Annotated in this window: 15 protein-coding genes and 1 pseudogene; 8 read left to right on the forward strand and 8 right to left on the reverse strand. The window is 54.8% G+C overall.

All coding sequences use genetic code 11. The features are described 5' to 3' along the window. Positions 1 to 17: 17 nt before the first annotated feature. Positions 18 to 599, forward strand: a complete 582-nt coding sequence (locus tag C3432_RS04245; RefSeq protein WP_103775415.1) for a nuclear transport factor 2 family protein — start codon at positions 18 to 20, stop codon at positions 597 to 599. Between the two features lie 85 nt (positions 600 to 684). On the opposite strand, the gene C3432_RS04250 is transcribed toward C3432_RS04245, so the two are convergent. Continuing rightward, positions 685 to 930: a YmjA family protein gene (locus C3432_RS04250; RefSeq protein WP_103775416.1), complete on the reverse strand. Its 246-nt coding sequence runs from the start codon at positions 928 to 930 to the stop codon at positions 685 to 687. Between the two features lie 511 nt (positions 931 to 1,441). Here C3432_RS04250 and C3432_RS04255 point away from each other — a divergent pair. The 4 genes from C3432_RS04255 to C3432_RS04270 all read left to right on the forward strand — a co-directional run bounded on the left by C3432_RS04255 (position 1,442) and on the right by C3432_RS04270 (position 6,572). Next, positions 1,442 to 2,230: an IclR family transcriptional regulator gene (locus tag C3432_RS04255; RefSeq protein WP_103775417.1), complete on the forward strand. Its 789-nt coding sequence runs from the start codon at positions 1,442 to 1,444 to the stop codon at positions 2,228 to 2,230. A gap of 4 nt (positions 2,231 to 2,234) precedes the next feature. Beyond that, positions 2,235 to 3,140 carry a dihydrodipicolinate synthase family protein gene (locus tag C3432_RS04260; RefSeq protein ID WP_146050909.1) on the forward strand — a complete coding sequence of 302 codons (906 nt, stop codon included), beginning with the start codon at positions 2,235 to 2,237 and terminating at the stop codon, positions 3,138 to 3,140. 10 nt (positions 3,141 to 3,150) lie between these two features. Next, positions 3,151 to 5,118: a xylonate dehydratase YjhG gene (yjhG, locus tag C3432_RS04265; protein WP_103775419.1), complete on the forward strand. Its 1,968-nt coding sequence runs from the start codon at positions 3,151 to 3,153 to the stop codon at positions 5,116 to 5,118. A gap of 104 nt (positions 5,119 to 5,222) precedes the next feature. Then, positions 5,223 to 6,572, forward strand: coding sequence for a GntP family permease (locus C3432_RS04270; protein ID WP_103775420.1), 1,350 nt, complete (start codon positions 5,223 to 5,225; stop codon positions 6,570 to 6,572). A gap of 170 nt (positions 6,573 to 6,742) precedes the next feature. Here C3432_RS04270 and ptsP read toward each other — a convergent pair. From ptsP to glk, 6 genes and pseudogenes are all read right to left on the reverse strand, one after another. Further along, positions 6,743 to 9,228: pseudogene (gene ptsP, locus C3432_RS04275) on the reverse strand (phosphoenolpyruvate--protein phosphotransferase). Positions 9,229 to 9,250: 22 nt separating this feature from the next. Continuing rightward, positions 9,251 to 10,291, reverse strand: a complete 1,041-nt coding sequence (ypdE, locus tag C3432_RS04280; protein ID WP_103775421.1) for an aminopeptidase — start codon at positions 10,289 to 10,291, stop codon at positions 9,251 to 9,253. Beyond that, a complete protein-coding gene (gene ypdF, locus C3432_RS04285) occupies positions 10,291 to 11,373 on the reverse strand; it encodes an aminopeptidase (RefSeq protein ID WP_103775422.1) in 1,083 nt (360 codons plus the stop codon). Before ypdF ends, ypdE begins: the two co-directional genes overlap by 1 nt. A 17-nt stretch (positions 11,374 to 11,390) precedes the next feature. Continuing rightward, positions 11,391 to 12,638: a PTS fructose transporter subunit IIC gene (locus C3432_RS04290; protein ID WP_103775423.1), complete on the reverse strand. Its 1,248-nt coding sequence runs from the start codon at positions 12,636 to 12,638 to the stop codon at positions 11,391 to 11,393. Between the two features lie 20 nt (positions 12,639 to 12,658). Further along, positions 12,659 to 12,985 carry a PTS fructose transporter subunit IIB gene (locus tag C3432_RS04295; protein ID WP_103775424.1) on the reverse strand — a complete coding sequence of 109 codons (327 nt, stop codon included), beginning with the start codon at positions 12,983 to 12,985 and terminating at the stop codon, positions 12,659 to 12,661. 197 nt (positions 12,986 to 13,182) lie between these two features. Further along, complete coding sequence (gene glk / locus C3432_RS04300; RefSeq protein ID WP_103775425.1) at positions 13,183 to 14,148, reverse strand: glucokinase; 966 nt, start codon at positions 14,146 to 14,148, stop codon at positions 13,183 to 13,185. A gap of 204 nt (positions 14,149 to 14,352) precedes the next feature. Between glk and C3432_RS04305 the strand changes: the two genes are divergently transcribed. Then, the gene (locus tag C3432_RS04305; RefSeq protein WP_103775426.1) at positions 14,353 to 15,588 is read left to right on the forward strand and encodes an ion channel protein; all 1,236 of its coding nucleotides are present in this window, start codon (positions 14,353 to 14,355) and stop codon (positions 15,586 to 15,588) included. Here C3432_RS04305 and C3432_RS04310 read toward each other — a convergent pair whose 3' ends face one another. After that, positions 15,589 to 17,244, reverse strand: a complete 1,656-nt coding sequence (locus tag C3432_RS04310; protein WP_103775427.1) for an alpha-keto acid decarboxylase family protein — start codon at positions 17,242 to 17,244, stop codon at positions 15,589 to 15,591. A gap of 181 nt (positions 17,245 to 17,425) precedes the next feature. On the opposite strand from C3432_RS04310, the gene mgrA reads away from it, so the two are divergent. Beyond that, complete coding sequence (gene mgrA / locus C3432_RS04320) at positions 17,426 to 18,424, forward strand: L-glyceraldehyde 3-phosphate reductase (RefSeq protein ID WP_103775429.1); 999 nt, start codon at positions 17,426 to 17,428, stop codon at positions 18,422 to 18,424. Positions 18,425 to 18,556: 132 nt separating this feature from the next. Then, a complete protein-coding gene (gene ypeC, locus C3432_RS04325) occupies positions 18,557 to 18,886 on the forward strand; it encodes a DUF2502 domain-containing protein YpeC (RefSeq protein ID WP_103775430.1) in 330 nt (109 codons plus the stop codon). Positions 18,887 to 18,983: the final 97 nt, after the last annotated feature.

Below are 18,983 nucleotides of genomic sequence, written 5' to 3' on the forward strand. Positions count from 1 at the left end.
CAACCGGAGCTAACTCAATGCACAATCAACTGAACGATCGCCAACAACTCAATGACCTGGTCAATGGCTGGATGCACCGGGATCTCGGTGAATGGGAGCAATTACGCGAGCTGTTCCATCCCGATGGCACAATTGAAATTACGTGGTTTGAGGGATTGGGCAGCGATTTTGTCGATGGTTCAAAGCGTATGGGGGCATCGGATTTACGTACAAAGCACCTTATCGCGTCTCCTGCTGTAACGTTCAATGCCGACGGGAATAAAGCAATTCTTGAAACTAACGCAATAATTATCGCTGAGAACGTAAAACTGAATATTGGCTGTGAATGCCACAACCGCTTTTATGATCTGGCAGAAAAGAGAGAGGGCGCATGGAAGCTGTTTCGTCGGCAGAGTGTTTACGACATCGGCACATTTACGTTCCCGTCAGGTCCAGTTGAGATCGACAAGAGCGTGGTCATCAAATACCCACGGGAATATGCTGCGCTGGCTTACTTACTGGAGCAGAGCGGATTTCCACTCGCACGCGTATTTGCGACCCGAGGTAGTGAGCTGGAGACAAAAATGAAAGCCGATGGTCAGCTCTGGCTATCAGCCTGATTTATAAATCCTTTGGCACCTGATTACCCTGTACCGCCGGTGAAAAGCCAACATTCACCGGCCTTGTTATGCCCGTCCAGAAGCACTACTCATTACCCCATTGGTTCAGGAACTCCGCAATCTCATCGATTCGTTGCGCCTCAATACCGGCTTCACTGGCCATCTCTTTCTGCGCATCCTCACTGATTTCCTCATTATTCATCAGGCGGGTTATCAGTAACTGAAAATAGCGAGCCAGGGGATCGCGCTCAGAATCCTTTACAGATTCTGCAGTTTCCGTCGAATACTCATCCACGATGTCATAATATTTCAGCGGTACGTCATTATTCATAAGCAATCTCCTGGTTTATGCCTGTCTTAGTCACTCAGTATCGTTCGGGCTTGAGGATACTATCCTTACCTCATTTTTGTCACCCATCCCGCGAGCAGGCGCTCTGATTCGCCTCGCAGCACTGTAATCAAATTCACGATAACAACGCGGATGAAAGGCTTAACCAGCAACCGTCTGCGTTAAACGGTTCGGTGAAGAATCAAGCCGGAATGCCTCAACTCAGCATCATGCCCTCAGCAGATTAATTGCACGGGCGATAATAGCCACGCCTTCCGTTTTACTCATCAATCAAACGGTCATGACAGACTGGCTAACATTATTTGTCAGGTCAGTGATTCAACGTTTTCCGGTAACCTCATTGCGCTATGAACGCAGGTACGATAATTCAGCTATTCAAACTGCGTATGGGATCACATTTAAACACTTCAATACGGTTCAGCATGTTGAACAAGGCATATTTTTCACTTCTTATTACCGATACCATTAATTTCAATAGCAAGAGGGATCCATTATGGTTCGCAAAGGGTGCAATTCATTAGTGCGTGCCGAAAAAATATTAACTCATATCGCATGGGTAGGTGTGGCGAGTTATATGGAACTATTAAAAGAATTACAGTATCCCAAGAGCAGCCTGCTTAATTTATTAAATGTGATGGTGGAGTGTGGTTTCTTAATTAAAAATAAAAACGGCCACTATGCGCTTGGAATAAAAAACTATGAGCTGGGCTGCCAGGCGCTACATCGCCAGAATATCTTTGAAGTGACGAAGCGTCCCATGCAAGAGCTGTCGCTGAAAAGCGGTCTGGTATGCCATTTAGGGGCGATGGAGAGCTACTCAGCTATCTATCTCGACAAGATTGAAAGTCCGAACTCAGTGCCGACGAAAAAAAGCTGGATTGGTAAAAAACTTGAATTACATATTACCGCGTTGGGCAAAGCGTTATTAGCATGGAAAACGCGGGAAGAGCTGGATTATTTTTTAGACGCGCTAACGCTGACGTCGCACACCAGCAACACATTTACAGATAAAAATTTGTTTCTGGAGGAGTTACAAAAAACGCGGCTTCGAGGTTGGGCCATAGACAACGAAGAATCAACCTATGGTGCGGTATGTTTAAGTATGCCGGTATTCAATATGTATAACCGGGTTAACTATGCGATTTCGCTTTCGGGCGATCCGGTGGTTTATTCAGGAAAAAAGATCGACGGTTATCTGGAACTGCTCCGTAAATGTGCTGAGCAAATATCATATGGGCTGGGATACAGAAACGAAAATGAGTGTTTACGAAAAGGAAAATGAAGGAATGAAAAAATTCAGTGGCATTATTCCACCCGTCTCCAGCACGTTTCATCGTGACGGAACCATTGATAAAACAGCGATGCGCCAGGTTGCCGACTTCCTGATTAATAAAGGCGTCGACGGACTGTTTTATCTGGGAACCGGTGGTGAATTCAGCCAGATGAATACCGCCCAGCGAATGGCGTTCACTGAAGAGGCTGTGGCCGTCGTCGGCGGGCGGGTTCCGGTATTGATTGGCGTCGGTTCCCCTTCTACCGACGAAGCGGTCACACTGGCGCGACATGCAGAAGCCTGCGGCGCTGATGCCGTTGTCGCCATCAATCCCTACTACTGGAAGATTGCCCCACGAAATCTTGACGACTATTACCAGCAAATCGCGCGTAGCGTCACACTGCCGGTGATCCTGTATAACTTTCCGGATCTGACGGGCCAGGACTTAACCCCGGAGATCGTGAAACGTCTGGCCCTGCAAAATGAGAATATCGTCGGCATCAAAGACACCATCGACAGCGTCAGCCACCTGCGCACCATGATCAACACAGTGAAGTCGGTACGTCCGTCGTTCTCCGTATTCTGCGGTTATGACGATCACTTACTGAATACCTTGCTGCTGGGCGGCGACGGCGCGATATCGGCCAGCGCTAACTTTGCTCCGGAGCTGTCCGTCGGCATCTACCGCGCCTGTCGCGAGGGCGATCTGGCAACCGCCGCCGCCCTGAATAAGAAACTGCTGCAACTGCCATCGATTTACGCCCTGGAAACGCCGTTTGTTTCACTGATCAAGTACAGCATGCAGTGTGTGGGGTTGCCGGTGGAAACCTGTTGCCTGCCCCCGATCCTTGAAGCATCACAAGAAGCCAAAGATAAAGTCCATGCGCTGCTGGTCGCACAGGGCATTTTACCGGTCTGAGGAGAAAATCATGTCTGTTCGCGATATTTTTACCGACGAGAGTCACGATATCTACACTGTCAGAACACATGCCGATGGTCCTGAGGGCGAACTGCCGTTAACGGCGGAGATGCTGATCAACCGCCCGAGCGGGGATCTGTTCGGTATGACCATGAATGCGGGGATGGGCTGGACGCCGGACGAGCTGGATCGGGACGGCATTTTACTGCTCAGCACGCTGGGCGGTTTACGCGGTGCTGACGGTAAGCCGATTGCGCTGGCGCTGCACCAGGGGCACTACGAGCTGGATATCCAGATGAAAGCGGCGGCAGAGGTGATCAAAGCGCACCGCGCTCTGCCCTATGCCGTATACGTCTCCGATCCCTGCGACGGGCGCACTCAGGGCACTACCGGCATGTTTGATTCGCTACCGTACCGTAACGACGCGTCGATGGTGATGCGCCGTCTGATTCGCTCTCTGCCCGGTGCGAAAGCGGTGATTGGCGTGGCGAGTTGTGACAAGGGACTCCCCGCCACCATGATGGCTCTCGCCGCACAGCATGACAAATCGACGGTGCTGATCCCTGGCGGCGCGACGCTGCCCGCCAGAGGTGGGGAAGATAACGGCAAGGTACAGACCATCGGGGCACGCTTTGCCAACGGCGAGTTGTCGCTACAGGACGCACGTCGTGCGGGTTGCAAGGCCTGTGCCTCCTCCGGCGGAGGCTGTCAGTTTCTGGGCACCGCCGGAACATCGCAGGTGGTGGCCGAAGGGCTGGGGTTGGCGATCCCGCACTCTGCGCTGGCCCCTTCCGGCGAGCCGGTGTGGCAAGAGATCGCCAGAGCCTCCGCGCGCGCGGCGCTGAACCTGTGCAAAAAAGGCATCACTACCCGGGAAATACTCACCGATAAAGCCATTGAGAATGCGATGATGGTCCACGCAGCGTTTGGCGGTTCGACAAATCTTCTGCTGCATATCCCGGCGATTGCCCATCAGGCCGGCTGCCATATCCCGACCGTTGACGACTGGATCCGCATCAATAAGCGGGTGCCCCGGCTGGTAAGCGTTCTGCCCAACGGCCCGGTTTATCATCCGACAGTAAATGCCTTTATGGCGGGAGGCGTCCCGGAGGTCATGCTACATCTGCGCAGCCTGGGTTTGCTGCATGAGGACGTTATGACCGTTACCGGCAGCACGCTGAAGGAGAACCTTGACTGGTGGGAGCACTCCGAACGTCGGCTGCGGTTCAAACAGCGGCTTCTTGAACAGGAGCAGATCGACGCCGACGAGGTGATCATGTCGCCGCAGCGGGCGCACGAGCGCGGCCTGACCTCAACGATCACCTTCCCGGTGGGCAATATTGCTCCGGAAGGATCGGTGATCAAATCCACCGCCATCGATTCCTCGGTGATTGATGAGCAGGGCATCTACTATCACAAAGGTGTGGCAAAAGTTTATCTGTCTGAGAAAAGCGCGATTTACGATATCAAACATGACAAGATCAAAGCGGGTGACATCCTGGTCATTATCGGCGCCGGCCCCTCCGGCACCGGAATGGAGGAGACCTATCAGGTCACCAGCGCCCTCAAACATCTGTCATACGGTAAACATGTTTCGCTGATCACCGATGCGCGTTTCTCGGGTGTGTCCACCGGGGCCTGTATCGGTCATGTCGGGCCAGAAGCGCTGGCGGGGGGGCCGATCGGCAAATTGCGAACCGGAGATCTTATTGAAATTAAAATTGACTGTCGCGAGCTTCAGGGCGAGATCAATTTTCTCGGAACCCGTAACGATGAGATATTACCCTCGCGGGAGGAGGCTACCGCCATATTAAACGCCAGACCCAGCCATCAGGATTTACTTCCCGACCCGGAACTGCCAGATGATACCCGGCTATGGGCGATGCTCCAGGCCATCAGCGGTGGAACATGGACTGGCTGTATCTATGACGTGAATAAAATTGGTGCTGCCCTGCGTGATTATATTAATAAGAACTGAAAGTTAAAAATAACAACATTATGACAACTGAATAATCCGACCACGCATTCATAATATACGCAGTCGGATTATGACGGCTCACTACCCTATTATGAGAGGACGTTATGCCACTAATTATCGTTGTGGCAGGGATTGCTTTACTCCTGCTTTTAACCATAAAAATTAAGCTCAATACGTTTGTTTCTTTAATTATTGTCTCGATTGCTGTCGCCATCGCCAGTGGAATGCCGTTAAATAACGTTGTCGCCTCGGTCGAATCCGGCCTTGGCGGTACGCTGGGCCATATTGGTTTGATATTCGGCTTCGGCGTAATGCTTGGACGCCTGCTGTCCGACGCGGGTGGGGCGCAGCGAATAGCTCTGACCATGCTGAATTATTTCGGTGAAAAGAAACTTGACTGGGCGGTGGTCTGCTCAGCGTTTATTGTGGGGATCGCACTTTTTTTCGAAGTCGGCTTAATTCTTCTGGTCCCCATTTTATTTGCCATCGCCCGTGAAGCGAAAATATCACCGATGTATATGTGCGTGCCCATGCTCTCTGGTTTACTGGTTGCGCACGGCTTTTTACCCCCACATCCTGGCCCGACGGTTATCGCCAGGGAATATGGCGCTGATGTAGGACTGGTATTGATATACGGCATCATTGTCGGTATTCCTACCTTTATTCTTTGCGGCCCCGTACTGAATAAATTCTGCCAGCGTATTATTCCTGATGCCTTTAAAAAAGAGGGGAATATTGCCTCCCTTGGTGCGACCAGACGGTTCAGCGAAAACGAAATGCCCAGCTTCGGCATCAGTTTCCTCACTGCGATGTTACCGGTGATCCTGATGGCGCTGGTCACAATTATACAGATGACCCATACCAAAAACGCCGCGGATTCAGGCATGTTTTACAATGTGTTGCTGTTCTTAGGCAACTCGACAATAGCCATGCTGATTTCACTGTTGTTCGCGATTTATACCATGGGTCTGGGGCGCGGGAAAACTATCCCTGAGCTAATGGACTCCTGTGGAAAAGCGATTGCCGGTATTGCCGGGCTGTTGCTGATTATCGGCGGCGGCGGCGCGTTCAAGCAGGTGCTAATCGATTCCGGCGTCGGTCAGTACATTTCCACCCTGGTCTCGGGTATGGATATCAATCCGCTTCTGATGGCCTGGGGCGTTGCCGCTTTCCTGCGAATTTGTCTGGGTTCCGCCACGGTTGCGGCGATCTCCACTGCGGGGCTGGTCATCCCACTGCTGGCAGTACATCCCCACACCAATCTGGCATTGATTACGCTGGCAACTGGCGCGGGTTCCTGTATCTGCTCCCACGTCAATGACGCCAGCTTCTGGATGATTAAAGACTTCTTCGGCCTGACAACCAAAGAAACGCTGCTGTCCTGGACGCTGATGTCAACGCTGTTATCCATATGCGGCCTGATATTTATTCTGCTTGCCAGCATCATTCTATAATCGCACCCTCTCCAGTGAACCGTGCAGCCGGTTCACTGGTTCCTCAGTGGATCGCAAAAATTGCTCGCGAAAGAGTGCCAGCTTTGCGTATTGGTGTGCGAAGTTTGCTAAACCAGGCTGGCAGTATTATTTCGACGGCGCAGGCCCAGCAAACCAGAGCAATCAGGCGGTCAAAACGTCAGCTCCGTCTCCAGTAGCGCCAGAATGCTTTCGGCATCCTGCGCGGCAAACAGCGACTGACGGAAGTTTTTATTCACCAGCTTACGCGCCAGCTGCGAAAAGACTTTCACATGATTGATCCCCTCATCCGCGCCCAGCGTCAGCATAATCACCAGCTCAACCTCCCCCATCTCCGACTGCCAGTCAACGGGCTTCGCAAGACGGGCAATACTGATGCTGGAGTGCCCTATCCACTGCGATTTAGTATGGGGGATCGCCACGCCGAACCCGACACCGGTGGTAACGATCTCCTCGCGTTGCCAGATATCTTCCTCCAGCTCAAACGGGCGATCGGTTCGTCCATTCACGCCGAGATTGCCGCAAAGGAACTGAATGACCTGCTCTTTGTTGGCAAGCGATTCCCCCACGAAGATATTTTCCAGCGCCAGCAGCGGACGGACATCTTTTTCCGGCGCAAACTGGTTCAACAACGCTTCAATCTCCTGAGCGCTGCGGCATTCGCAAGCCTGAAGCGCCAGCGCCTGACAGGCCTGACTGTCCAGTTGCCGAAGCTGGCTTTTGACGGCCGGAATACGCGGGCTGCTCATACTCAGCTCATCCAGTCCTAATCCCAGGAGCAGAGGCAGATAACGACTCTCGCCACCCAGCTCACCGCAAATGCCCACCCATTTACCGCGGTCGTGCGCCACGCGGACGATCTGCTGCAACATCCGCAGGAACGACGGCGTAATCGGGTTATACAGCGGAGAAACCCGTGGGTTATTACGATCAACGGCGTAGAGATACTGCGTCATATCGTTCGAGCCAATGCTGAAGAAATCCACTTCATCACAGAAATGGTCGATGATGTAACAGACCGAAGGTACTTCAACCATAATCCCCAACGGAATGGCAGCCGCGTGCCGTAAGCCTTCCGCTTTCAGCTCCGCGCTCGCGTTTTTCAGCTCGCTTTTCACCCATAAAATCTGATCAAGACTGTGCACCATCGGGATCATCAGCTGCGCGTTACCAAAGGTGGCAGCGCGCAGAATAGCGCGCAGTTGGCTGCGAAAGAGTCCGGCAAACTCCGGATAGATCCGCACCGCGCGATAGCCGAGAAACGGATTTTCTTCCTGGGGAATATTGAGATAGCGGATATTTTTATCACCACCGATATCCATTGTGCGAAAGATGACCGGCTTCTCTTCCGCCGCCAGTAATACCTGCTGATAAGCTCCTGTTCATCAGGCGCGCTGTCCCTGTCCATAAACAGCATTTCAGTGCGGAACAACCCAACGCCCTCAGCGCCGTTCGCGAATGCCCCTGGAGCCTCCAGGGCGGTGCCGATATTGGCCGCGATATCAATACGCCGGCCCTCTTTGGTCAGGGCGAGCTTCGCGGCATCACGCGCCTGCTGCTGCTGACGTTTATCCGCCAGCTTTTGCGCAATAGCATAATAGCCGCTCACCGCGGCATTGGGATTGATGGCCAACACCCCGCACTGAGCATCCAGTACCGCTGGCTGACCAACATAACGGCTGAGCGCCTCCAGCGGTAACCCACTCAGAACCGGAATGGCTGACGCCCGCGCCAGGATCAGGGTGTGGGAGGTGCGTCCGGTCTTCTCCAGAATCATGCCCGAAAGGTACTGTAAATCGAGACTCAAAAACTGGCTTGGTGTGAGATCTTCCGCAACCAGAATAGTCGGTTGCTTAAGCACCAGGATGTTGCGCGGACGTCGTTCTGGCCAGGTGATATGCAACAGCTGCTCGCTGATATCACGAATATCGCTCACCCGCTCGCGCAGATAATCACTTGCAGAAGCCAGAAGCTTGTCGCACACCTGCTCCATGTTAGTGATGATGGCGTCGCCAAGCCCTTTCTGCTGCCCGGCCATCAACCGACGAATATTCCCGGCAAATTCATCGTCCTGAATCAGCGAGAGATGCGCGCTGAGGATGGTTTTACTCTCGCCATGCCGTTCACGCAGCTGCTGGTTAAGCTGCTCAGCCAGCGTCCCCAGACTGTGCTCCAGCCGGGTGTTATCTTCAGCGCCGGGCGGAATTGCGCGGTAGCTTTCCAGGCTATCGTTTTGCCACAGGGTAATCACTCCAGTCCCCACGCCGCCGGCCAGAACATTGCCATACAGCAGATCCGGGTTGAGTCGAATCAGGGAACGCGGCAGCGGATGCGCCGCCAGTTCTGCCGCCGTTGGCTGGACGCTGTCGCTATCAATGAAGCGGTGCTGGAGATAATCCTCCAGCGTGCGTCTGGCCTGCTCTTCATCGCTGCCGCTAATGTTCAGGCTACAGCTGTCGTTGAACAGCGTGCTGGTGCCAATCAGCGCCAGCGAACTTTTCGCATCTGCCCGTGTATTTTGCCGATGGTTGATGAACGTGATTTCACTTTGCCACTGGCTGCACTGCTCTTTAAGCTCCCAGGCGGGGCGCGCATGCAGCCCATTCGGCAACGGGCAAAGAAATTGAATCGTTAACATAACAACTCCTGTTAGCGCGAGATCAGCACCTGAAATCCGTCAGATGAGCGACGGTCTCGCGCGTAAGACGTGTAATAAGCGCAGACAACAGTGCCTGGGTTTGCGTAATATCGCGGCAATCAGCAATGGAGGCGGCGCAATGCCCGTGACGGGTAGCCGGGCCGATCACCACGGTTGGGATCCCCGTTCCGCTCAGATGTACCGCCCCACCGTCAGTGCCGCCGTTGCTGAACATATCGAGCTGCAACGGGATGCCTTCCCCTGCGGCGACGCCTTCAATCCAGGCGGTCAGTTTTGGCGGGGCGATAAGTGATTTGTCGCTGAGCACCAGCATCGGGCCTTTGCCGGGCTGCCGGTGGTTTGCGGTGCCATAGTCAAAGTTTTTCGCCCAGCAGGCGGTATCCAGCACAATGGCCACTTCCGGGGCGACCGTCCGGGCCGCCGTTTGCCCGCCGCGTAGTCCCACCTCTTCGCTGGAGCTAGCCACCAGCCAGATCTCCGCAGGCAGTTCAGCGGCGTGCCATTCACGCAGCAGCGCCACCAGCAGATAGCAGCCAAGCCTGTCGTCAAAGGCTTTACCCATCACCCGCTGATGCGGCAAAACCTGAAACACCGTATCAAAGGTCACGCGATCGCCAGGACGGATCCCCGCCTGAATGACCTCATCGTAAGAGCGGGCGCCAATGTCTACCCGTAGCGCATTAACCTCATTGCCGTGGCGTTCGCCGTCGAGCAGGCCGGGAATTTTGCTCTCTTCCCGCGTGGTAATGCGTACTGGCTGGAGCTGACGGGCGGCCATCCGCACGTTGCCCACCGGGAGCACATCGATCGCCCCTTCAGCAGAAATACTGCGCACAATAAAACCCACTTCATCCATATGCGCGCAGATCATCACTTTAGGCCCATCCGATTCATTCAGGCGGATCAGCACCGATCCCAGACCGTCGAAACGCACCTCTTTGTGCAGGCGATCCGCTTCCTCCAGTAAGATTTGACGAACCTCCTGTTCTGAGGAGGCGATCGCGTCAGCCTCGCTCAGGGCTTTCAGCAGTGATAAATCCATTACGCCTCTCCCGTCTGTAACAATGTTTTCGGCATGCTATAGAGCACTTCAGCCCCCTGCGACGTCACCAGCACCACATCTTCAATGCGCACGCCGCCCTGGCCTGGCAAATAGATCCCGGGTTCAACGGTCAGCAGCATACCTGGCGCGAGCAGCGTCGCGTCCGTTGGTGAAAACCGTGGGTCTTCATGGACGTCGATACCAATGGCATGACCGGTGTTATGACCAAAATTATCGCCATAGCCCGCATCACCGATCACCTTGCGCGCGGCGGCATCCACCTCCAGACAACGCACGCCCGGGCGAATCGCCGCAATGGCGGCAAGCTGCGCCTGCAGGACAATCTGATAAACCGCAAACAGCGCGTTTGTCTCTGGCATCCCTGCGCCAGAGACGAGGAAAGTGCGCGTCATATCTGAACAATACCCCTGATACTGCGCACCGAAGTCCAGAGTAATAAGCTCACCTGCCGCCACGATTTTGTCGCTGGCTTTGCCGTGCGGCAGCGCCCCGCGCCTGCCGCTGGCGACAATCGTGTCAAAAGAGGCTTTTTCCGCGCCGAGCGTGCGCATAAACCATTCCAGCTCGGCGGCGATGGCGTTCTCAGACATCCCCGGTTTGATAAAGCGGCGAATATGTTCCGCACTCAGATCGGCAATCCGACAGGCTTCCCGAATGCGGGCGATCTCTTCCGCCGTTTTGATTTGCCGGAGCGCATCCAGCGATACGCCGGACAGCGCCGCGTTTAGTTCCCCCTGCCAGCGACGTGCGGTATCCCAGCTCACCTGTGCGCCTTCAAAACCGATCGTATGCAGATTTTCATCGCTGATAATCTGATTGACGATGACCGCCAGCGTCTGCTTCCCGTCCAGCAGGTGCAGTTGATAGCCGTCAGCGCGGGCCTGAACGTCAGCGTAATAGCGCGGGTCCACCAGAATATGCGCGCTGTCACGACCGATCAGCACATACCCGGATCCACTGGAAATCCCCAGATGCGGCAGCTTGTTCTGCCTTGATGATATCAGCACCGCATCCAGCCGTTGCCGCGCCAGCCACTGGCGCAGCGATACCAGTAATGTCATGTTGCCAGTCCTTATTTTCAGAGGCTATCGATCAGGAGCTTGCCTCTGCGGTACATCATCTGGCGCAGGAAGACAACCATCAGCGCCGTAATCACCGCCCCCAGCAAGATCCCCGCCATATAGACGCCAAGGTTGCTCACCAGCGGCCATGCCCAGATGGCCGACTCAGGGAACCACTGCACCGCCCCCAGCCAGACCGCGGTGGTGGAACCGACGATCGCCCCCACCATATAGGAAGGGATCGCCGTCATCGGACTTTCCAGCGCAAACGGGATAGCCCCTTCGCTGATCCCCATAAACGCAAGAAACATCGCCGTTTTTCCCTGCGGATAAAGCTGTGCGCTGAACAGGCGTTTGCCGGTTAAGCGTCTGTCGAGAAGCGTTGCCAGTCCCAGACCGATGGGGGGAATGACAATGGCGATAGACCGGGCGGTCACCGGCAGGACATGATCGGTGGTGAAGCTAAAGGCGACAAAGCCCGCCGCTTTGTTGATGGGGCCGCCGAGGTCGATAGCCGTCGCGGCAGAAATCCCCATCGCGTACATTAGCGTCCCTTTCTCTCCCGCCGCGGTCAGCAGCGTGCGGATACCGCCGTTAATCCAGCCGCCAAATGGGGTGATGACGTAATACATCGCCAGCATGACGAAAATGGCGGAGAGAATCGGGAGCAAAAAGGTGGTTTTAAATGCCAGCAGGAAATCAGGAAGCTGGATTTTTTGGTTCATACACTTCACCAGATAACCGGCGACGATCGAGATAATCAGCGCCCCGATAAAGGTTGAAGGTACCGGTGCGGTGGTTACCCATTGCAGGCTCGTCGGATCAAAATTCAGCCATGGTGTCGGCTGAGTGGACATCAGGCCACCGATAAAACCGGCAGGAAAGGCGAGCTTGCCGCCAATGGAGTTCGCGACAAACGCGGCAAACATTGGAATAGCGAAACTAAACAGCACGCCGCCGAAAGATTGCGACAGCCAGGCGAACTTCAATAATGAGAGGTCAAAACCGTCGAATTTTCCGCTGTTCAGCGCATCCATAATGCCGGTATCAGCAGGAATTTTCAGCCAGCTATAAGCGATCAGCTGAGAGAAGGCGAGGATCACCCCGCCCATGATTAACGTCGGCACCATGCGCGAAATACCCGACATCACATGTTGCGGTAATTCGCCCCAGAAGCTGTTGCGGGAGGCCTGAGGATTTTTAATTGCCGCCGTGGCACCTGATGCGCCGGGCACAACGGTTGCACTGCGTTTTTTAATGGCCATATCTGTGTCCCTGTCGACAATTATTGCTGTTCGGCGGCAATCATCTCTTCGATTTCTTTAATGATGCCCGCGGCGTTTTTAATCGCGTCCTGCAACGTGATTTCATACACATCACGCGTTTCAAAGCGTTCGTTATCTTCCGGCGTGACCGCGACGGAGTGGATGATTAACGTCGCCTCAGCGATATCCTGCGCGGTCAGGCGGTTCTGAATACCATCCGCCCCCTGGGTCTCAATCTTCACTTCATAACCCGCCTCAACCGCCGCCTCTTCCAGCGCCTGTGCCGCCATAAAGGTGTGCGCCAGCCCCATCGGACACGCACAAACTGCAATCAATTTTTTGCTCATAACAGACTCCCTGAAATAGTTGACGAAGGAAATTATGGCGGTGACACCCGGTGCAGCGTTACCAGACAAATAATGCTTTTACTGGACAAATAATTCCGTTAAATGGAAATGTGACGTGTGTCGGAACTGGAGTGACAGGCGAAAAAAAACCGCGTAAAAACGCGGTTTTAAGCGGGCAATGACTGATGGCGGCTGAATTACAAAATATGCCCCAACGTCTGGCGCATGTGCGCGCCGGAGCCAAGCAGACCAGGATTATCATGGACGATCAGATAGACCGGGATATCCTGAACGTAGGCTTTAAAACGCCCTTTGTCTTCGAATCCCCCGCGAAAGCCGGAGGCTTTGAAGAACTCCAGGAAGCGAGGAACAATGCCACCCGCAATGTAGACACCGCCAAAGGTGCCCAGCGTAAGCGCCAGATCGCCGCCAAAACGGCCCATAATGACGCAAAACAGCGACAGGGCACGACGACAGTCAGTGCAGCTATCCGCCAGCGCCCGCTCAGTCACATCTTTCGGCTGCAAGTTTTCCGGCAGACGCCCGTCAGCTTTCACAATCGCCCGGTACAAATTCACAAGCCCTGGGCCAGACAGCACGCGTTCCGCAGAGACGTGACCAATCTCAGCGCGCAATACCTCCAGGATAATCCCCTCTTCTTCACTGTTTGGCGCAAAATCAACATGGCCGCCCTCGCCCGGCAGGCTAACCCAACGTTTATCAACGTGAACCAGATGGGCCACGCCCAGCCCGGTCCCTGCGCCATATACTGCGATGGGCTTGCCTTCAACAGGTTCAGCGCCGCCAAACTGGATCAGATGCTCTTTTTTCAGCATCGGGATCGCCATTGATACCGCGGTAAAATCGTTGATGATCTCCAGATGATTGAAGCCCAGATTCTTTTTCATCTCCGCAATAGAAAATGCCCAGGTATGGTTGGTCATCGCCACCCAGTCCCCGGTGATCGGACAGGCAATGGCGATACATCCGTCTTCCACTTTGACGCTGTGTTCATCAAGATAAACCCGGACAACGTCTTCCAGACTGGGGTAATCCAGTCCTGAATAGGTTTTGGCCTGCGAGATTTCACCGCTGGCGATATCGCACAGAGCAAGACGCGCGTTGGTGCCGCCGACATCACCTACTAATGCATACTTTGTCATTCTTCTACTGCTCCGCTAAAGTCAAAATGAATCTTTGCCACACTGTAAATTCACGGGGGCATAACAACAACGCCAGAAAGGTGAGCTCCCCAAAAATATCGACCCGGATCACACAATTACTTTATCGTTTCAGCACCATTTGCAGCAATGCCGCCACTCTGGCTGTGCAAAATGCGCAGATGGATCTGAATTAAGGAACAAAACATGCTCCATCCGCGGGCCAGAACAATGCTGGTGTTATCATTTCCGGCGCTAATTATTGGTGTTGCCTCCAGTTTAGTATTGATTGTGGTTATGAAAGTGGCCTCTGTATTACAGAATTTGCTGTGGGAAAGGCTGCCCGGCAGCGTTGGCATCGCACCAGATTCGCCGGTTTGGGTTATCGCGATGCTGACCCTGACCGGGATTATGGTCGGCCTGGTTATTCGCTACAGCCCTGGTCACGCGGGTCCCGATCCCGCCACGGAGCCGCTCATCAGCGCCCCGGTTAACCCTGTCGCATTGCCGGGTTTGTTAATGGCCTTAATCATCGGACTGGCAGGCGGCGTCAGCCTTGGCCCTGAACACCCTATCATGGCGGTGAATATTGCGCTGGCGGTGACGATCGGCGGTCGGCTGTTTCCGCGTATCGGTATGCTCGACTGGACCATTCTGGCCTCTGCCGGAACCATTGGCGCCCTATTCGGTACGCCCGTGGCTGCGGCGTTAATCTTCTCGCAAACCATGAGCGGTTCTGACGACGTGCCGCTATGGGATCGTCTGTTCGCCCCGCTGATGGCGGCGGCGGCGGGCTCTCTGACCACCAGCATGTTCTTTCATCCCCACTTTGCTCTGCCCATCGCCCACTATACCCAGATGCGCCTGGTGGATATTTTCAGCGGCGCGGTGGTGACTGCCATCGCCATCGCGGCGGGCATGGTGGCGGTCTGGTGCTTGCCCCGTCTTCATCACCTGCTGCATCGGCTGAAAAACCCGGTACTGATTCTGGGGGCGGGCGGCTTTATCCTGGGTATTCTTGGCGTGGCTGGCGGACCGCTCACCCTGTTCAAAGGCCTTGACGAGATGCAGCAAATGGCATTCAGCCAGACGCTTAGCGCGACGGACTTTTTTATGCTCGCGGCGATCAAACTTGCTGCGCTGGTGATTGCCGCCGCCAGTGGTTTTCGCGGTGGACGCATTTTCCCGGCAGTCTTTGTGGGCGTGGCGTTGGGACTGATGCTACATGCCCACGTCGAAGCGGTTCCCGCCGCGATCACCGTCTCCTGCGCCATCCTGGGTCTGGTGCTGGTGGTCACCCGGGACGGCTGGCTGAGCCTGTTTATGGCCGCGGTAGTAATACCAGACACCACGCTTCTGCCGCTGCTGTGCATCGTGATGCTTCCCGCCTGGCTGTTGCTCGCCGGGAAGCCCATGATGATGGCCAGCCGTCGGGACAAATAGCTATCCGCCGTTGCGCGACTCCAGCGCCCGCGTAACGGTACGCAACAGATCCGGCAGATCGGCTTTCGGCAGCACGACTTCAATCAACGAAAGCCGCTGCGGATGTTCAAGACGCGCCAGCACCTCTTCAAGCTGAACCGCCTGCGTCACCCGCCAGCACTCCGCCTGGGATGACAGGCTCAGCGCCTGCGGTATCTGCGTCCAGTTCCATGCCGCAATGTCGTTATAGCGCTGGCTGGCTCCGTGAATCGCCCGCTCAACCGTGTACCCCTCATTGTTGAGCAGTAAAATCACCGGTGCCTGCCCGTCACGGAGCATTGAACCGATCTCCTGAATTGTCAGCTGTGCCGCACCGTCGCCAGCGATCAGCATCACCCGGCGTCCCGGACAGGCCGTCTGGGCGCCAAATGCCGCAGGCAGCGAATAACCTATCGATCCCCATAGCGGCTGCACCAGTACTTCAGCTCCGGCAGGTAGCGTAAGCGCCGCAGCGCCGAATGCAGCGGTACCTTGATCGGCCAGAATGATATCGTCAGGCTGGAGAAATTGCTGTACGGTGCGCCAGAAACGTTCCTGAGTGAGCGCTCCCTTATCAACCCGATACTCGCCAGCGCCGGGTCGACGCGGAGGTGGTGCAAAAGAGAGTTCCAGACACAGCTCCCGCAGCGTTGTCACCGCCTGCTCCATCGACAACCCGCTGAACCAGTTTTTACCAACGCGCGATGCCCAGGGCTGAACCTCAATCGTTTGTTCCTGCGCCAGTTGCTGGGTAAAACCGGCGGTCAATGTATCGACAAAGCGGGTACCGACACAGATTGTCGTATCGGTTTCTTCAATGGCCTGACGCACAAATTTACTGCTCGCGCCGCCGCTATATGTGCCGACAAAGCCCGACTGCTGTTCATCAAAAAGCCCTTTGCCCATCAGTAAGGTGGCATGTGCCATTGGCGTTTCGACCATCCAGCGGCGCAGCACCGGCTGCAGACCAAAACGCCGGGCAAGGAAATCCGCCAGCAGCGCAACCCGCCGACTGTTCATTAGCCGCTGACGCGCATGGTAGCGAAATGCCGTGATTACGGCTTCCGAGGATTCAGGCGATCTGACTATCAGCGGATTTACAGGTGGAATAGCCGGTCGTTTCGCCACATCGGCGGGCAGCATGAGATAACCTGGACGGCGAGCGCTTAACATGGCGCGCAGCACACGATCGATCTCATGACAGGCATTTTGCTCATCCAGAATCGCGCTGGCAGCCGTAACGCTCTGGCTTATACGATAAAAATGCTGAAAATCACCGTCGCCGAGCGTGTGATGCATCAGCTCCCCTCGCCGCTGGGCTCCGCTGCAAGGTGCCCCCACAATATGCAGCACCGGAACGTATTCCGCATAGCTACCGGCCAGGCCATTGAGCGCGCTCAGCTCTCCGACGCCAAAGGTGGTCAACAACGCGCCGGCCGCCGCGACACGCGCATAGCCATCGGCAGCATAAGCGGCGTTCAACTCGTTGGCGCAGCCGACCCAGCACACGTCGGTATGGTCGATCACATGGTCAAGAAACTGCAAATTATAATCACCCGGCACGCCAAACAGATGGCCGATGCCGCAGCCAGCCATTCTGTCGAGCAGATAGTCAGCGACGGTATAAGGGGTTTGCATGACAGCTTTCCTTCTGACGGTAACCTCATGTTGAGTATTGAAGAATGGGGATACCTGTCCAGGAAAGCCGAACGATTGTGGTGGAAAGCAGAATTTACAGCAATGAGTGGCGAAATCTCATTGAATTACGCTGAGTGTAACCGTATACACTTAAAGGCAAATTTTACTTTTGGGGGACAACATGGTTTATCAGCCTGATGAAAACCGCTATCAACAGATGGAATATCGCCGCTGCGGTCAAAGCGGAATCAAACTGCCTGCGATTTCCCTGGGGCTTTGGCACAACTTCGGTGATACCACGCATGTGGAAAACAGCCGCGCCCTGCTCCAGCGCGCCTTTGATCTGGGTATCACCCATTTTGATCTCGCCAACAACTATGGCCCGCCGCCGGGATCGGCGGAGCGGAACTTCGGCCGTATTCTGCAGGAAGATTTTTTACCGTGGCGCGATGAACTGATTATCTCCACCAAGGCAGGTTATACCATGTGGGAGGGACCTTACGGTGACTGGGGATCGCGGAAGTATCTTATCTCCAGCCTCGACCAGAGCCTGAAGCGGATGGGGCTGGAGTATGTCGATATTTTTTATCACCACCGCCCCGACCCTGAAACACCGCTGGAAGAGACGATGAAGGCGCTGGACCACGTTGTTCGTCAGGGAAAAGCGCTCTATGCAGGGATTTCCAACTACCCGGCAGATGTCGCCCGTAAGGCCATTGATATCCTCAACGATTTAGGGACCCCGTGTCTTATCCACCAGCCGAAATATTCCATGTTTGAACGTTGGGTGGAAGGCGGCCTGCTGACGCTGCTACAGGAAAAAGGCGTGGGCAGTATTGTTTTCTCACCGCTGGCTGGCGGCCAGCTAACTGACCGCTATCTCCATGGGATCCCGGCAGATTCCCGCGCGGCGAGCGGGAGCCGTTTCCTTAATCCGGAGCAGATCACACCCGAGAAGCTGGAGAAAGTTCGCCAGCTCAATACTCTTGCGGAAAAGCGCGGCCAGAAACTCTCACAGATGGCGCTGGCCTGGGTACTGCGTAACGATAACGTGACATCGGTACTGATTGGCGCCAGCAAGACGTCGCAAATTGAGGATGCGGTCGGGATGCTGGCAAACCGCCATTTTACTCCGACGGAGTGCGCTGAAATCGACGCAATTCTTAACGGTATAACGTAAATCGGTTCTTTAGCAAAACGTGCTCTCCATCCCTGGTTTAAGAGTTAAGGCGATGAAACGGGGCTTTACTGCCCCGTAATATTGCGTTAACAGGCCGGTTACGGCTTCGATCGTGTGTGAAGGAGACAAAGAATGTTCAGGTCACTGATTCTGGCGGCGGCCTTGCTGGCTTTTGCACCGCTTGCCGCAAATGCGGGCGAAATCACCCTGTTGCCATCGATAAAATTACAAATTGGCGATCGCGATAATTACGGTAACTACTGGGACGGCGGGCGCTGGCGCGACCGCGACTACTGGCACCATAACTATAAGTGGCGCAAAAATCGCTGGTGGCGTCATGACAACGGCTACCATCGTGGCTGGGATAAACGCAAAGCTTATGAACGCGGCTACCGAGAAGGCTGGAATGACCGTGACGACCATCGCGGTCGTGGGCGCGGCGGTCACGGGCATCATCATTAAGAAAAGGAACCTGCGGTAACAGAGAATTTTTAACAATGGCAAAGGGTTCCGTTCACCGTATGTTCATTGTTTCTCTGAAACCCTCATTCCCGTAACG

The organism is Citrobacter amalonaticus (assembly GCF_002918555.1).
In the GTDB taxonomy this organism is placed as follows: Bacteria; Pseudomonadota; Gammaproteobacteria; order Enterobacterales; family Enterobacteriaceae; genus Citrobacter_C; species Citrobacter_C amalonaticus_A.